Origin of the sequence: Sporosarcina quadrami, assembly GCF_014836615.1 — a bacterium.
GTDB lineage: Bacteria > Bacillota > Bacilli > Bacillales_A > Planococcaceae > Sporosarcina > Sporosarcina quadrami.
On sequence record NZ_JACSQN010000002.1, the window covers coordinates 233,061 to 250,837 of the forward strand.

Below are 17,777 nucleotides of genomic sequence, written 5' to 3' on the forward strand. Positions count from 1 at the left end.
AATATGAAGCAATCACGTACGTTCATACCGACATTACGTGAAATCCCTACTGAAGCGGATATCACTTCCCACCAGTTATTAATGAGGGCGGGATTTGTAAGAAGGCATATGAACGGGGTATATTCCTATCTGCCATTAGCCCAGAAGGTATTGAGAAAGATTGAAAACATCATTCGCGAAGAAATGGAAGCGATTGATGCAGTCGAAATATTTCTTCCAGCTTTGCAACAAACGGAGCTATTGGATCAATCAGGATGCGGAACTTCAGATTGCCCGGATTTATTTACACTGACAGATAGACAAAATCGTACTATCGCACTAGGGCTCGATCATGCAGGCGTTATGACGACTCTATTGCGTGACGAAGTTAAAACATATAAGAAGTTGCCACTCACGCTTTATCAAATTAGAACATTGTTTAAAGATGAGAAGCGTCCTCGTTATGGACTTATTCGTTTGAAGGAATATATGATGACGAATGCTTATTCTTTTCATGCAAATCAAGAAAGTTTAGATGACAAGAGAAATAAAGTAATTAACGCATATGCAACTATATTTTCTAAACTTGGTTTGAATGTTAAGACTGTAATTGCTGATGCAAAATCCATAGATACAAAGCAATCGCTAAAATTTATGGCATTATCAGAAGCTGGTGAAGTAACGATTGCTTATAGCGACTCATCCACATATGCTGCTATTATGGAAATGGCTGAGGTGAAGGTGGAGGATTCGCATCAACCTGAAACTTTAAAAGAAATGAAGGAAGTGGAGACGCCGAATCAGCACACAGTTGAAGAGGTGTCAGCTTTTCTAGGAATTGATCAGTCAAGCGTTGTCAAAACCCTGATTTTTAAAGCGAATGATGATTTAGTTGCAATATTATTGCGAGGCGATCATAAGATTAATGTACTTAAATTAAAAAAGGCGCTTGGGACGTCAGAAGTATCATTAGCAACTGAAACTGAAATTGCAGAAGTGGTTTCATGTGAGATAGGCTACATCGGTCCTGTGAAACTTCCACTTACTATGAAAGTGTATGCAGATCATGCTGTGAAGTCTGTCTTCAACGGAGTTAGTGGGGCGAATAAAAGTGGATATCACCTTGTAAATGTAAATGTTGAGCGTGATTTCGCCGTGGATGACTATATGGACTTGCGTTTTATACAAGAAGGAGATCCTTCTCCAGATGGATATGGAACGATACAATTTGCAACTGGTATTGATTTGGGCTTCGTCTCAGATATCGGAAGTAATCTAAGTCGATCAATGAATGCTGTATTTATAGATGAACAAGGTAACTCAAATCCTTTTATTATTGGTTGTTATGGGCTTGGGATTTCCCGGTTATTGGCCGCAGTTGCTGAACAATATAACGACACGAATGGATTAAAATGGCCTAAGCAATTAGCTCCCTATGATATACACCTTGTTACCGTGAATGTGGAAGATGAGACGCAGAAACAAACTTCTGAAGAAATTTATCAGTTGTTGACTTCATATCGATACTCCATATTGCATGATGACCGTCTTGAGCGTGCCGGCGTAAAGTTTGCAGACTCTGATCTAATCGGCTTACCTATGCGATTAACAATTGGAAAGAAAGCTGCTGACGGTATTATTGAAGTGAAAATAAGGTCGACAGGCGAAACGCTTGAATGGCAACGTGAAGAAATAACTGAAAAGTTGCAAGCGTATTTTGGTTAATTGGAATGAATGACTTTGGAGAAGGGGAGACCGGTTTCAACTGGTACTTCCCTTCTTTTATCGCAACGAAATGGGGGATTCTAATGGATGCTAAAATGAAATTGTTGACGTTGCTACAGCAAATTGGACTTACAGACGACCAGACAATTGTCCATTTTCGAGAAGGTACACTTGAACGCGTGGATATTCATCGAAAGTCTAGAGTTTGGCAATTCAATGTACAGCTTGAAAAGACATTGCCTATAGAAATCTTTCGTTTATTCCATCAGCGTATGACTGAAACTTTTAACACCATCGCGACGGTCAGACTTCAAATTAGTACGCGATCAGTAGAGAAGGATACAGAATCGATTGTTGGTTATTGGCCGTATGTAATAGAAGAATTGAGAGACATGTCTCCACCAATTCGAGAATGTCTCGTTAACCAACAGCCGATCATGTCAGGTGAGAAGATGACGCTTGTATGTTCGTCTGAGTTTGAACAGCAAACAATGAAGAATAAATATGGCAAACTTATAATGGAAGTGTATGCGTCATTTGGATTTCTTGCGATGCCGATTGAATTCCTCGTTAATGAGACGAATGAGAAAAATGAACAAAATGAAGCGGACCGGATTGCATTTCTTAAACAAAAAGAAGCGGAAGAAGAGGCGTATGCCAAAACGGCATTAGCGAATCTTCAAAAAGTAGAAGCTTTGAAGAAAGAAAATGGTGGAGTTGGAAATCGACCATTTGTGTTAGGGACCCCAATTAAACAAGATGAAAACATTCTTGATATCCAAATGATTCAAGATGAGGAACGAAGAGTTGCAATTGAAGGCTATGTATTCGATACGGAAGTTCGAGAATTGCGAAGCGGTCGTTCATTGCTAACAATAAAAGTGACCGATTACACTGACTCGATTCTCGTGAAAATGTTCTCCCGCGATAACGAAGATGCAGAATTGATGAAGACGTTGAAAAAAGGTGCGTGGGTTAGAGCGCGAGGCAGTATTCAAAATGACACGTTTGTTAGAGATTTAATTATGATGGCGCAAGATATTATGGAAGTGCCTCCGATTATTCGTAAAGACAGCGCACCGGCAGACCGTAAACGTATTGAACTTCATGCACATACGACAATGAGTCAAATGGACGCGGTAACGACTGCATCAGCACTCGTTGCACAAGCCGCAAAATGGGGCCATCCGGCTGTTGCGATTACAGATCATGCCAATGTTCAATCTTTTCCTGAAGCATACGCAGCTGGAAAGAAAAATGGTATTAAAGTTCTGTTTGGACTTGAAGCGAATCTCGTAGATGATGGTGTTCCAATTGTCTTTGACGAACAGCATCGTAAGCTCGATGAAGATACATATATCGTTTTTGATGTAGAAACGACAGGACTATCAGCTGTTTACGATACGATTATTGAACTTGCTGCTGTACGTGTCATCAACGGGGAAATCGTAGATACTTTCGAACGTTTCGCCAATCCGCACCATCCTTTATCATCTACTACAACGGAGTTGACGGGTATCACAGATGACATGGTGAAAGATGCACCTGAAGTTTCTGAAGTAATTAAGGATTTCAAGGAGTTTATCGGGGATGGCATACTTGTTGCTCATAATGCAAAATTTGATATGGGGTTTTTCTATGAAGCGAGCAAAAGAGCGGATCTTCATGATACGAATTATCCCGTAATCGATACGTTAGAGTTAGCAAGGCTCCTTTATCCTGAATTGAGGAATCATCGGTTGAATACATTGGCAAAGAAATTCGATATCGAATTGACTCAGCATCACCGTGCAATTTATGATACTGAGGCTACTGCATACCTTTTCGTCCGCTTTATGAAAGAAGCGTCTGAAAAAGGAATTGCATACTTGGATGATTTTAATAAAAATATAGGCGAAGGCGATGCGTATAAACGTTCTAGACCATCCCATTGTACGTTACTTGCTGTCGACGATGAAGGATTAAAAAACTTATTTAAACTTGTTTCCATATCGCATATGAATTATTTTTATCGAGTTCCGCGTATACCTAGATCTTTATTGACGAAATATCGAAAAGGTCTTTTAGTCGGTTCAGGTTGCGACAAAGGGGAAGTGTTTGAGGGATTGATGCAGAAGTCATTGGAAGAGGTTGAAGATATCGCGAGTTTTTATGATTATTTAGAATTGCATCCGAAGCCTGTCTATTCCCATCTTTTGGAGCTCGAATTAATCCGTGATGAATGGAATTTGGAAGACATTATGCGGAAGATGATTAAACTTGGCAAAAAAACTGGTTTGCCTGTTTGCGCCACTGGTAACGTGCATTATATCGATGAAACAGATGCGACGTACCGTCAAGTGCTTGTTCGCTCTCAAGGTGGAGCGAATCCTATGAATCGTCATTCATTGCCTGAAGTGCATTTTAGGACAACAAATGAAATGCTAGAACATTTTTCATTTTTAGGCGAAGAAGTTGCAAATGAAATCGTTATCGACAACCCTCAGAAAATTGCCGATCGCATTGGTGATGTAAAAGTTATTAAAGATGATTTGTACACACCGACAATTGAGGGAGCGGATGAAGAGGTTCGAGGATTGACTTACTCGATGGCGCATCATATTTATGGCGAGCAATTGCCAGAAGTGCTTGAAGCGCGCATTGAAAAAGAGTTGAAATCGATAATTGACAATGGCTTTGCGGTCATTTACCTCATTTCGCATAAACTCGTGAAAAAGTCTTTGGATGAAGGCTATTTGGTTGGATCCCGGGGATCTGTTGGATCTTCATTAGTCGCTACAATGATGGAAATTACTGAAGTTAACCCGATGCCTCCACATTATGTCTGTCCTTCATGTAAATTATCCGAGTTCTTTGATGATGGTTCAGTTAGTTCGGGCTTTGATTTACCTGATAAAGCATGTCCGTCATGTGGAACAATGTTCAAGAAAGATGGACACGATATACCTTTTGAAACGTTTCTCGGCTTCAATGGCGATAAAGTGCCTGATATCGATTTGAACTTTAGTGGAGAATACCAAGCACACGCGCATAACTATACGAAAGAACTTTTCGGTGAGGACTATGTTTTCCGAGCAGGTACAATTGGTACAGTAGCTGAAAAGACTGCATACGGTTATGTGCGTGGGTATATGAATGACAATAATCTCCATTTACGAGGAGCAGAAATTGATCGGCTAGTACAAGGATGTACAGGCGTGAAAAGAAATACAGGACAACATCCAGGCGGAATTATCGTTGTTCCTGATAACATGGATATTTTTGATTTTACACCAATTCAGTTCCCTGCAGATGATGCAGGTTCTAGTTGGAAGACAACGCATTTTGATTTCCACTCAATTGACAATAATTTGCTGAAGCTTGATATTCTTGGACATGATGATCCAACAATGATTAAAATGCTAGAGGATCTATCCGGCATTGATCCAAAAACGATTCCACCTGATGACAAAGGGGTAATGGCGTTGTTCAGCGGCACTTCTTCACTCGGTGTCACAGAAGAACAGATCGATTGTAAAACAGGAACACTTGGCGTACCGGAATTTGGTACACGTTTTGTACGTCAAATGCTTGAAGAAACGAAACCTTCCACTTTCTCAGAGCTTATTCAAATATCCGGTCTCTCTCATGGTACGGACGTTTGGCTTGGTAATGCCCAAGAGTTAATTCAAAACAAAACGTGTCAACTGTCCGAAGTTATCGGTTGTCGAGATGACATAATGGTGTATTTGATTTATCAGGGACTAGATCCATCAATGGCATTCAAGATTATGGAATCTGTCCGTAAAGGTAAAGGTTTAACACCTGAGTTCGAAGATGAGATGAAAGCTAATAATGTACCAGCTTGGTATATTAGCTCATGTAAGAAGATAAAATATATGTTTCCTAAAGCCCACGCAGCTGCATATGTAATGATGGCTCTTCGGATTGCCTATTTCAAAGTGCACCATCCAATCATGTACTATGCGACATACTTTACGGTGCGTGCGACAGATTATGATTTGATTACAATGACAAAAGGCAACGCTTCGATTCGTGCGAAAATTAAAGAAATCAACGATAAGGGACTTGAAGCGTCTCCGAAAGAAAAAAACTTACTGACAGTGCTGGAAATATCCCTAGAGATGTATGAGCGAGGTTTCACAATTGCAAAACCAGATTTATACAAATCTGACGCATCTGTTTTCATCATTGACGGCAATACATTAATACCGCCTTTCGATTCAATTCCTTCATTAGGCACAGGTGTGGCGAAAACGATTGTGGAAGCACGTAAAGATGGTATCTTCCTCTCCAAAGAAGACTTACAACAACGTGGTCGTGTATCTAAAACCGTAACAGAATATATGGATGCATTAGGGTGCTTGGAAGGACTGCCTGATACAAATCAGTTATCACTTTTCTAATTGAAAATGTATAGATAAAGCTGGATGTCGGCACATTGTTTGCATTGATGCCTTGTAGATGGTATAATTGGAGCAACTTTTGCTATAAGTCTTACGTGAAAAGAGTGGGGTTCCCCGCTCTTTTCTGTTGTTCTTTATAGTTTTCATATAGTTGAATCAAATGTCTGGAGGGTTATGATGAGTAAAATTACAGAAGATGTCGAAAAACTCGTCAGTCCGATTGTGAAAGAACTCGAGTTGGAATTAGTTGATGTTGAATTTTTAAAAGAAGGCAGAGACTGGTTTTTGCGTGTTTATATCGATAATCCAGAAGGGAATATCGATATTGAACAATGTGCGCAAGTGAGCGAGAAGTTAAGTGAGGAATTAGACCGGACTGATCCGATTCCACAAAATTACTTCCTCGAAGTCTCTTCTCCTGGAGCAGAACGTCCTTTGAAGAAAGAAGAGGATTTTGAGAAAGCAGTCGGTCAGTATGTGTTTATAAAAACATACGAGCCAATTAACGGCATGAAAGAATTTGAAGGTCATTTGCTAGCATATGGTCCTGAAACTGCAGAAATTGAAATACGTATTAAAACTAGAACGCTGCAAGTTGAAATTGCAAAGGAAAAAATCGCTTTTGCACGTTTGGCGATTAACTTTTCCGCATAACTGAATATAGGAGTGATTTATTATGAGTAGTGATCTACTCGATGCACTGACAGCACTTGAGAAACAAAAAGGGATCTCAAGAGAAATAATTGTGGATGCTATTGAAGCGGCACTTGTCACCGCATACAAACGAAATTTCAACCAGGCTCAAAATGTGCGCGTGGATTTGAATTTGGATAAGGGCACGATGAAAGTCTATGCACGAAAAGACGTTGTAGAAGAAGTGGAAGACGACAGACTGCAAATCGCTTTAGAAGATGCTTTAGTTATTAATCCTGCTTATGAATTATCGGATGTCGTGGAAGAGGAAGTAACACCACGAGATTTCGGTCGTATTGCCGCCCAAACTGCGAAGCAAGTCGTTACACAACGAGTACGTGAAGCTGAACGTGGGCTCATCTACGATGAATACGTTGATCGAGAAGATGATATCGTCAATGGTATCGTTGAGCGACTTGACGCTAGGAATCTTTATGTAGGATTAGGCAAAGTGGAAGCGGTATTGCCTGCCAGTGAGCAAATCACAACTGAGACATACAAACCGCATGATCGCATCAAAGTATATATAACGAAAGTAGAACGTACTTCGCGCGGTCCTCAAGTTTTTGTATCCCGCACACATCCAGGCCTTCTTCGCAGATTGTTTGAAATGGAAGTACCAGAAATCTATGATGGTATTGTAGAGATCAAGTCAATTGCTCGTGAAGCTGGAGACCGATCTAAAATATCTGTTCATACTAATAATGAAGATGTTGATCCAGTAGGCTCTTGCGTTGGGTCAAGAGGAGCACGTGTTCAATCTATTTCAAACGAACTGAATGGCGAGAAAGTGGATATCGTAGAATGGTCTGAAGACCCCGTCATTTTTGTGGCAAATGCTTTGAGTCCCTCAAAAGTATTAGATGTTCAGGTTAATGAAGAAGACAGATCTACGACAGTTGTCGTCCCTGATTATCAGTTATCCTTGGCAATTGGAAAACGCGGACAGAATGCACGACTTGCAGCTAAATTGACCGGTTGGAAAATTGACATTAAGAGTGAGACCGATGCACGGGAATTGGGCATCTTCCCGAATGAGAATGTTCAGGTGGAAATAGAAGGAAACGATGATAGCGACGTATATGCGGATTCCGAAAATGGAAACGATGTGTATGCAGAGGATCCTTATGCTAATGTTGATGATGTTGAATTGAATGATGAAACTGAGCTGGATAATATTGATCTTTATTCAGAAACAGACGAAGACTAATGTTGTGAAAGAAAGGATGATCGTCTATGACGAGCAAAAAGAAAGTGCCTTTGCGTAAATGTGCGTCAACTGGCGAGATGCTTCCAAAAAAAGATATGATTCGTATCGTTCGTACAAAAGATGGTGAAGTTTCAGTTGACCTAACAGGCAAAAAGTCAGGTCGCGGCACATATGTCTCAAAAACTGAATCAGCTGTTGAAAATGCTAAACGCAATCGGTCGGTAGAAAGCCAACTCGGGACTTCCGTTCCTGAAGAAGTTTACAATGACCTTCTTCATGCTATCCGTCGTGAGGCATTAAAATGAATCATCCTATAAAGATCTTTCAAATGTTAGGCATGGCAGCAAGGGCAAGAATGTTAATTACAGGCGAAGAGCTTGTATTAAAAGAAGTACGGGCAGGCAATGCGAGTTTAGTTATTGTCGCTGAAGATGCGTCGAAAAACACGCTGAAGAAAATGAATGACAAATGTAATTTTTACAACGTTGAGAAGCATGAATTCGGGAGCCGTGAAGCTCTCGGTCATGCAATCGGGAAAGAGTCGCGGGTCGTACTCGCGTTAACGGATACCGGTTTTGCCGGAAAGATATCCGGGCTCCTCAACGAATATAACCGGGGGTGGGCTAATGACGAAGATACGTGTACACGAATACGCGAAACAGGTGAATCGGTCGAGTAAAGAAATCATCGAGGAGCTTGGGAAATTAAATGTGAATGTTTCAAACCATATGTCAATGTTAGACAAGGACGCAACGACGAAATTGAACCAACGTTTCAGTAAAGGTAATTCTACTGCTAAACCTGCTGATAAGCCGAATGCTGTTCCAAATAATTCGGCTCCATCACGTCCGGCGACGGGTCAACCTAACCGTTCTTCGCAAGGACAACAACGTCCAGGCCAAGGATCGCAAGGAGGCAGCAACCGTCCCGCTCAAAGTCAACAACGTCCAGGTCAAGGAGCGCAAGGAAGCGGCAACCGTCCCGCTCAAAGTCAACAACGTCCAGGTCAAGGAGCGCAAGCAGGCGGCAACCGTCCAGCTCAAGGCCAACAACGTCCTGGTCAAGGAACGCAAGGTGGCGGCAAGCGTCCTGCTCAAGGTCATCAACGTCCAGGTCAAGGAACGCAAGGAGGCGGCAACAACCGTCCAGCTCAAGGACAACAACGTCCAGGTGGTCAAAGTGGACCTGGTGGTAATCGTCCTGCAGGTCGCGGTGGAAGACCTCCGGCACGAGGCATAAACCAAGGGCGCAGAAGACACCGTCCGGCTCCAATGCCGAAAGTTGAATTACCATTACCAGAAAAAATCACTTTTTACGAATCACTTACAGTCGGAGAACTTGCGAAAAAGTTACATCGCGAGCCGTCTGAAATTATTAAAAAATTATTCATGCTTGGTGTCATGGCGACAATTAACCAAGAATTGGATAAAGATGCAATTGAACTAATTTGTGCGGATTATGGTGTGGAAGTAGAAGAAGAAATCCGTATCGATAAAACAGATCTTGAAATCTATTTTGAAGAACCTGAAGAAGTTGAAGGCATCCAAACTGAAAGACCTCCAGTCGTCACAATTATGGGTCACGTTGACCATGGTAAAACGACTTTGCTTGACTCGATCCGCGATACGAAGGTAACTCAAGGTGAAGCGGGTGGTATTACTCAGCATATTGGGGCTTACCAAATCGAAGTTGAAGGTAAACAAATCACATTCTTAGATACACCAGGCCACGCAGCTTTCACTACGATGCGTGCACGTGGTGCGAAAGTTACTGACATCACTATTTTGGTTGTAGCGGCTGATGACGGTGTAATGCCACAGACAATCGAAGCGATTAATCATGCTAAAGCGGCAGAAGTTCCAATTATTGTTGCCGTAAATAAGATGGATAAACCTTCAGCTAATCCAGATCGTGTTATGCAGGAATTGACTGAGCATGGCCTTCTATCCGAAGCATGGGGTGGAGATACGATTTTTGTTCCAATTTCAGCATTAAAAGGTGATGGAATTGATCAATTGCTTGAAATGGTTCTGCTAGTATCAGAAGTAGGCGAATTGAAAGCTAGTAAAAATATCAAGGCCAAAGGTTCAGTTATTGAAGCACAGCTTGACCGCGGTCGCGGATCTGTAGCAACACTGCTTGTGCAAGATGGTACTTTACGCGTCGGTGATCCGATTGTTGTCGGTAATACGTACGGTAGAGTTCGTGCAATGATCAATGACATAGGCAGACGCGTAAAAGAAGCAGGTCCATCCACTCCAGTTGAAATTACTGGTTTAAGTGGTGTACCTCAGGCTGGAGATCGTTTTGTCGTATTCGAAGATGAGAAGACAGCACGTCAAATTGCTGAATCCAGAGCTGGAGACGCACTAGTAGAACAACGCGGTGAGAATACACGTGTCACACTCGACAATCTCTTTGATCAGATGAAACAAGGTGAAATGAAAGAATTGAACTTAATCGTCAAAGCAGATGTTCAAGGTACTGTAGAAGCGATGGCAGCTTCACTTATGAAGATTGAAGTAGAAGGTGTCAACGTAAAAATCATCCATACAGGTGCCGGCGCCATCAACGAATCCGATATTTCACTAGCTGCAGCATCTAATGCAATTGTTATCGGTTTTAACGTAAGACCTGATGTAAATGCGAAACGTGCAGCTGAAGCGGAAGGTGTAGATATTCGTCTGCATAAAGTCATCTATAAAGTAATTGAAGAAATCGAATCAGCTATGAAAGGTATGCTTGATCCTGAATACGAGGAAAAAGTTATTGGTCAAGCTGAAGTGCGTGAAACATTCAAAGTTTCTAAAATCGGTACAATTGCCGGAAGTTATGTTATTGATGGTAAGCTTACACGTGATGCAAGCGTACGCGTACTTCGCGACAACGTCGTAATTTTCGAAGGCGAATTAGACACATTAAAACGCTTTAAAGACGATGTAAAAGAAGTCGCTAAAGGATACGAATGTGGTATCACAATTAAAAACTTCAACGATATCAAAGAAGGCGATATTTTCGAAGGATTTATCATGCAGGAAATTAAACGGACATGATTATATACGCAGAATGTATATTCTTCATACCAGATGTGCATTCCTTGAAAGGCAAGCGGTCCATTTTGAAAAAAATGACCGATCGTGTTAAAAATGAATTTAATGTCTCAATAGCAGAAATCGATCATCAAGACTTATGGCAGCGAACGACACTTGCTCTCGTTTCGGTCGCTTCAGTAAAAGCTGCGGCCGAAGGGGAGACTAAAAGAGCCATTCGGTTCCTCGAGTCAAATCCTGAATGGGAAATGACCGATCTTCGACTTGAGTACTATTGATATTGAATAGGGGTGACCATCCATGTCTATGCGTGCGAACCGTGTCGCTGAACAGATGAAGAAAGAGCTTGGTAGCATCATCGGTCAAAAACTGAAGGATCCAAGAATCGGATTCGTCACAGTGACTGATGTAGAAGTGACTGGCGATCTTCAACAATCGACAATATACATTTCCGTGCTGGGATCTGATGCTGAGAAAGAAGCCACATTGGCAGGTCTTTCAAAAGCAAAAGGTTTCATCCGCTCAGAAATCGGCCAGCGGATCAGACTCCGTATAACTCCGGAAATCGAATTTGCTTTCGATGAATCCGTTGCATACGGCAACCGTATCGAATCGTTACTTCGTCAAGTGAAAACTGAAGAAGAATGAGCAATTGGAGGAAGTCGGTGTCCTATTGGACTTTCCGGCTTCCTCCGTTTTTATAAGTAAATATAAATCAATAGTGTGAATTTCAATTTATTATGAAGAAACGAGGTGTAGTGTATGGACGGTATACTTCCGTTGTGGAAAGAAAAAGGGATGACCTCACATGACTGTGTATTTAAACTTCGCAAAATACTTGGAATGAAACGAGTCGGGCATACTGGTACATTAGATCCAAGTGTAGAAGGTGTCCTGCCTATATGCATAGGTCAAGCAACTAAAGTCGCCGAATATATAACAGATGCAGGAAAAGAATATATCGCCACAGTTTCTATCGGTGCTTCAACTGAAACAGAAGATGCGGACGGCGCAATCGTTGAACACAATAAAACATTCAAGTCATTTAATCGTAAAGAGCTACTTGCAGCACTTGGAGAACTGACCGGAGAAATTACCCAGATACCACCGATGTATTCTGCTGTCAAAGTGAACGGCAAGAGGTTATACGAATATGCAAGAAAAGGAATAGAAGTAGAAAGACCTGAGCGAACAGTAATCATTCATCAAATAGAACTTCTTGATGATCGTGAACTGTTTGAAGGGGAAGAAATTCAATTCTCAATTCGTGTTGCCTGCAGTAAAGGAACATATATCCGCACACTTTCAGTTCAAATTGGCGAAATACTTGGCTATCCTGCACATATGGCAAGCCTTGTACGGACTGCATCGGGAAATTTCACAAAGAAGGATTGCCTAACTTTACAAGAAGTTGCTTCAGCTAAAGAACATCATCAATTACATACTCATATTAGACCGTTGGAAAATGCGCTTACCGCATTTAAGTTTGTGGAAATTGAGGCTGACTTATATGATAAAATTATAAATGGACAGGTTTTGGAACAACATCCAATACTTAAGACAGACGAACACATCGTATTCACAACTTCAGAGAAAGCTGTCGCTGTCTATAAAAATCATCCGACAAAAGAAAATCTGATGAAACCTGAAAAGATGTTTCCATTCAACAGCTAGGGGGAAATCCATGGAAATCTATCATTTAACTTACCCGGAAAATGCCACAATTGACGATAAAGGACCTTATTCAATAGCTATCGGTTTTTTTGACGGCTTACATAAAGGTCATCAAATTGTAATCGGTGAAGCGAAACAAAAAGCAATTGAGCTTGGTATACGATCAGCTGTCATGACATTTGATCCGCATCCTTCACATCTGTTTCAAAGTGGGAAACATAAAGTTGGCTACATAACACAATATGCTGAGAAAATAAGGCTATTGGAAGAGATGGGTGTCGACACATTATTCATCGTCAAATTTGATTGGGAGCTTGCTTCCTTGTCTCCTGAACAGTTCGTCGAGTTATTTATTAAAAAGCTCGGAGTTAAGCACGTAGCAGCAGGCTTCGATTTTACTTTCGGTTCAAAAGGTGCTGGGACAATGGAGCAGATGGCATTTCTTGCTGGCGGAGCTTATAGCACGACGACTATTGATAAAGTAAAAGATACCGATGATAAGATTTCCTCAACTCGAATTCGGAAACTTCTTTCGCAAGGCGATGTCCAAAAGACGGCTGAATTACTTGGTAGACCATTTAGCACTGAAGGCATCGTAGTCCATGGGGAAAAGAGGGGAAGACAACTCGGTTTCCCAACAGCAAATATCGCTTATGATGAAAGCTCAATTATCCCCTCAAACGGCGTATATGCTGTCCTTATTGATTTCGACGGCAAAAGTTATGGCGGTGTCTGCAATGTTGGCAAAAAGCCAACTTTCCATGATCCCGGCACGATGTCGACGACTGTCGAAGTTCATATCATCGATTTTGATGAAGAAATCTACGGAGTTAAAGTGAAGATTGACTGGATCGCTTATATTAGGGGCGAAGTGAAATTTAATTCCATAGAGGAACTTATTAAGCAAATCGGAAAAGACAAAGAGACCGCAAAACGACTGTTGAGTAAAAGACAATGATTATGACTAAAGTCTTTTCGCATCTTTATTGCATCTGAATGATACACATGATATGATAAATCAGTGCAATCGCACTAACCTTTCCTTGGCGAATCGAGTCACCAACGATTGCTCGGGATTCGGGGATATTTCATAGAAATTAGGAGGTGAATAGGATGGCTATTACACAAGAGCGTAAACATGAATTGATCAACGAGTTCAAAATTCACGAAAACGATACTGGGTCTGCCGACGTGCAGATCGCTATCCTTACTGAAGAGATCAATAGCTTGAACACACACTTACAGACTCACAAGAAGGATCACCACTCACGTCGTGGACTTCTTAAGATGGTCGGTACACGTAAAAGACTTCTAAAGTTCTTACGTGAAACTGATGTTCAACGTTATCGTGATCTTATTGCAAAACTCGGCCTTCGCCGTTAATAAGATGGATACGGAAAGCGGGCCTTGCCCGCTTTTTTTTATTGAGTCATTCGACTAAATACTTTTCTTTTCAATTAATCAAGCTATTTTTCGCATAAGCACATTTTTTTTGATACACTACTACTAAATACATACAACGTATGATTGTTGGGCAAGTTTTAAATAGGAGAGGAGAAACACAATGACAGATCAGAAAAAAGTATATTCATTTGAGTGGGCTGGAAGACCGTTGACGATTGAAACGGGTCAACTTGCTAAGCAGGCAAACGGTGCTGTACTCGTACGTTACGGCGATTCTACAGTATTGTCGACAGCAACCGCTTCTAAGAAGCCGAAACCGCTTGATTTCTTCCCTTTGACAGTGAACTATGAGGAAAGAATGTATGCAGTCGGTAAAATTCCTGGAGGTTTCATCAAACGTGAAGGACGACCATCAGAAAAAGCAGTTCTAACGAGCCGTCTCATCGACCGTCCAATCCGTCCATTATTTGCTGACGGATTCCGTAACGATGTACAAGTGATCTCTCTTGTCATGTCTGTTGATCAGAACTGTACATCAGAAATGGCAGCAATGCTTGGTTCATCCCTTGCGTTATCCATTTCCGACATCCCGTTTGAAGGTCCGATTGCAGGTGTTCAAATCGGACGTATCAATGGTGAATTCATCATTAACCCTACTCCAGATCAGCTAGCTAAAAGTGATCTTGACCTCGTTGTAGCTGGAACGAAAGATGCCATTAACATGGTTGAAGCAGGTGCGAAGGAAGTCGCTGAAGATATTATTTTAGAAGCGATCATGTTCGGTCACGAACAAATCATTAAACTTATCGAATTCCAAGAAACAATCATTGCCGAAGTCGGCAAAGAAAAAATGGAAATCACATTATTCCAACTGGATGAAGATGTATTAAATGAAGTTAAAGTGAAATGTGAAGCAGACTTAATCAGCGCTATCCAAACGGAAGAGAAGCATGCCCGTGAAGAAGCGATTACTGCAGTGAAAAATGATATTATTGATCAATATACTGAAGCAGAAGCTGATGACGATAAAATGAAGCAAGTGAAAAGCGTGTTGGATCATCTCGTTAAAGAGGAAGTCCGTCGCCTTATTACTGATGAAAAAGTCCGTCCTGATGGTCGTGGTTTGGATGAAATCCGCCCATTGTCTTCCGAAGTCGGTATTTTTCCACGTACACACGGTTCAGGGTTGTTCACGCGTGGACAAACTCAGGCATTGAGTGTTTGTACATTAGGTGCACTTGGCGAAGTGCAGATTATTGATGGACTTGGTCTTGAGGAATCTAAGCGTTTCATGCATCATTATAACTTCCCTAATTTCAGTGTCGGTGAAACAGGTCCGATCCGTGGTCCGGGTCGTCGTGAAATTGGTCATGGTGCACTTGGTGAGCGTGCCCTTGAAGCAATTCTTCCAGAGGAAACGGATTTCCCTTACACAATCCGTCTAGTGGCAGAAGTACTTGAATCGAATGGTTCTTCATCTCAGGCGTCCATCTGTGCATCCACAATGGCAATGATGAATGCAGGTGTTCCAATTAAAGCACCAGTAGCTGGAATTGCTATGGGACTAGTCAAAAAAGGTGAAAACTATTCTGTCCTTTCGGATATCCAAGGTATGGAAGACCACTTAGGAGATATGGACTTCAAAGTTGCTGGAACAGAAAAAGGAATTACAGCTTTGCAGATGGATATTAAAATTGACGGTCTTTCCCGCGAGATTCTTGAAGAATCATTAACACAAGCGAAAATTGGCCGTATGAAGATTCTTGATCATATGCTTTCAACAATTTCTACACCAAGTGAAGAATTGTCTGCATATGCACCGAAAATTATTATGATCCACATTAATCCAGACAAAATCCGTGATGTAATTGGACCTGGTGGTAAAGTGATTAATAAGATCATTGAAGAAACTGGCGTCAAAATTGATACGGAGCAAGATGGAACAATTTACATTTCTTCACCTGATTCGCCGATGAACGCAAAAGCGAAAGCGATGATTGAGAATATCGTACGCGAGGCGAAAGTTGGGGAGTATCATTTAGGAAAAGTAAAACGAATCGAGAAATTCGGAGCATTCGTAGAAATCTTCCCAGGTAAAGATGGCTTACTTCATATTTCTGAAATTCAGGAAGAACGTACAAAAGCTGTTGAAGATGTATTGAAGTTAGATGATGAACTAATGGTTAAGGTTATTGAAATCGACAACCAAGGACGCGTCAATCTATCTCGCAAGATTGTAGTTAAAGAAGAAAAAGAAGCAGCTGAAAAAGAAAATAACGCGTAATTCAATCGCATACTCTATAATAAAAAGCCCCCACTTTGCATCAATGAAGAGGGAGGCTTTTTGTTCTTTCGAAAACAAAAGGAGGATGAACTGTTTGATAAATAAGCATATATGTGAAAACGGAGCGAGAATTGTGCATGAAAAGATGCCGTATGTTCGTTCGGTTGCTATTGGAATTTGGGTGAAAGCAGGTTCGGCATATGAAAAGGAGGGGGAATGGGGCCTCTCTCATTTCATTGAGCATATGCTATTTAAAGGAACACCGACTAGAAGTGCTAAAATGATCGCAGAACAGTTCGACAGAATGGGTGGTGACATCAACGCCTACACATCAAAAGAATTGACGTGCTATACGACAACCGTGTTAGACAATCACGCAAATGAGGCGATAGACATCCTTGCTGATATGTTTTTCAATTCATTGTTCGATGAAAACGAAATGAAAAAAGAAAAGACGGTTATATTAGATGAAATTGCTTCAGTAGAAGATACGCCAGATGATGATGTGGATGAACGCTTGTGGGCTGCCATGTATCCTGATCATCCAATTGGCAGATCAATCGGTGGGATAAAAGAGACCATTGAAACATTTGATAAGAAAATGATTAACGATTATATGAAAGAACATTATAGACCAGAAAATATTGTAATCTCAGTCGCGGGTAACTATAACGAAACACTTATTGATTGTGTAATAAAGCATTTTGGCACGTTCACTGTTTTAGAGAGTGAACGTGCTCAAGAACAATCACCTCCGATTTTTCAGGGAAAGTCAATAAGTAAAATGAAAGATATCGAGCAAGCGCATATTTGTTTAGCTTATCCAGGTTTAAAACTGAAAGATCATCGGCTCCATGACTTGATTCTTCTGGATAGTATTATCGGTGGAACAATGTCTTCTAGATTGTTCCAGGAAATCCGTGAAGAACGTGGTCTTGCCTATTCGGTCTATTCCTATTACTCTTCCTACTTATCTACGGGCTCATTTGTCATTTATGGCGGGACATCTCCAGAGCACTTGGATGAGATGGTCTCAATGATGGACGCTATCATTAATAATGTTGTCATGAACGGGATATCAGCTAGAGAGTTATCAAACGCTAAAGAACAGTTGAAAGGAAGCTTCTTGCTTGGACTAGAAAGTTCTGAATCACGGATGCACCGTAACGGGAATAATGAATTAATCCTTCAGGAACATAAAACGATGGATGAAGTTGTTGCATTGATTGATAATGTCAAAATAGAAGACGTCATCGTAATGGCAAGAGAGATTTTTAATAGTGAACGTGCTGTTTCTGTAATTGCCCCTCAAGTTGAAGAATGTGAGTCGCGAAATTGAAATAGGCAGTTTT

14 protein-coding genes are annotated in these 17,777 nt (G+C 41.1%); all 14 read left to right on the top strand.

Annotation, left to right across the window (positions count from 1 at the left end; all coding sequences use genetic code 11):
- Positions 1–3 precede the first annotated feature (3 nt).
- A complete protein-coding gene (locus H9649_RS03135; protein ID WP_191693248.1) occupies positions 4–1,704 on the top strand; it encodes a proline--tRNA ligase in 1,701 nt (566 codons plus the stop codon).
- 83 nt (positions 1,705–1,787) lie between these two features.
- The gene (locus H9649_RS03140) at positions 1,788–6,110 is read left to right on the top strand and encodes a PolC-type DNA polymerase III (RefSeq protein WP_191693250.1); all 4,323 of its coding nucleotides are present in this window, start codon (positions 1,788–1,790) and stop codon (positions 6,108–6,110) included.
- 177 nt (positions 6,111–6,287) lie between these two features.
- Entirely contained in the window at positions 6,288–6,764 is a 477-nt protein-coding gene (rimP, locus tag H9649_RS03145) for a ribosome maturation factor RimP (RefSeq protein ID WP_191693251.1), read from the top strand.
- Positions 6,765–6,786: 22 nt separating this feature from the next.
- Positions 6,787–8,013: a transcription termination factor NusA gene (gene nusA, locus H9649_RS03150; protein WP_191693252.1), complete on the top strand. Its 1,227-nt coding sequence runs from the start codon at positions 6,787–6,789 to the stop codon at positions 8,011–8,013.
- 26 nt (positions 8,014–8,039) lie between these two features.
- Complete coding sequence (gene rnpM / locus H9649_RS03155) at positions 8,040–8,318, top strand: RNase P modulator RnpM (protein ID WP_191693254.1); 279 nt, start codon at positions 8,040–8,042, stop codon at positions 8,316–8,318.
- Positions 8,315–8,692 carry a YlxQ family RNA-binding protein gene (locus tag H9649_RS03160; protein ID WP_191693256.1) on the top strand — a complete coding sequence of 126 codons (378 nt, stop codon included), beginning with the start codon at positions 8,315–8,317 and terminating at the stop codon, positions 8,690–8,692. Before rnpM ends, H9649_RS03160 begins: the two co-directional genes overlap by 4 nt.
- Positions 8,640–11,066, top strand: a complete 2,427-nt coding sequence (gene infB / locus H9649_RS03165) for a translation initiation factor IF-2 (RefSeq protein ID WP_191693258.1) — start codon at positions 8,640–8,642, stop codon at positions 11,064–11,066. Before H9649_RS03160 ends, infB begins: the two co-directional genes overlap by 53 nt.
- Positions 11,063–11,341 carry a DUF503 domain-containing protein gene (locus H9649_RS03170; RefSeq protein ID WP_191693260.1) on the top strand — a complete coding sequence of 93 codons (279 nt, stop codon included), beginning with the start codon at positions 11,063–11,065 and terminating at the stop codon, positions 11,339–11,341. Before infB ends, H9649_RS03170 begins: the two co-directional genes overlap by 4 nt.
- Positions 11,342–11,363: 22 nt before the next feature.
- Positions 11,364–11,711, top strand: coding sequence for a 30S ribosome-binding factor RbfA (gene rbfA / locus H9649_RS03175; RefSeq protein ID WP_191693262.1), 348 nt, complete (start codon positions 11,364–11,366; stop codon positions 11,709–11,711).
- 114 nt (positions 11,712–11,825) lie between these two features.
- Complete coding sequence (gene truB / locus H9649_RS03180) at positions 11,826–12,737, top strand: tRNA pseudouridine(55) synthase TruB (RefSeq protein ID WP_191693264.1); 912 nt, start codon at positions 11,826–11,828, stop codon at positions 12,735–12,737.
- A gap of 10 nt (positions 12,738–12,747) precedes the next feature.
- The gene (locus H9649_RS03185) at positions 12,748–13,695 is read left to right on the top strand and encodes a bifunctional riboflavin kinase/FAD synthetase (protein WP_191693266.1); all 948 of its coding nucleotides are present in this window, start codon (positions 12,748–12,750) and stop codon (positions 13,693–13,695) included.
- A 155-nt stretch (positions 13,696–13,850) separates the two neighbouring features.
- Positions 13,851–14,120, top strand: a complete 270-nt coding sequence (gene rpsO / locus H9649_RS03190) for a 30S ribosomal protein S15 (protein WP_191693267.1) — start codon at positions 13,851–13,853, stop codon at positions 14,118–14,120.
- A gap of 181 nt (positions 14,121–14,301) precedes the next feature.
- A complete protein-coding gene (gene pnp, locus H9649_RS03195; RefSeq protein ID WP_191693268.1) occupies positions 14,302–16,425 on the top strand; it encodes a polyribonucleotide nucleotidyltransferase in 2,124 nt (707 codons plus the stop codon).
- 94 nt (positions 16,426–16,519) lie between these two features.
- Positions 16,520–17,764, top strand: a complete 1,245-nt coding sequence (locus H9649_RS03200; protein WP_191693269.1) for a M16 family metallopeptidase — start codon at positions 16,520–16,522, stop codon at positions 17,762–17,764.
- The last annotated feature ends 13 nt before the right edge of the window (positions 17,765–17,777 follow it).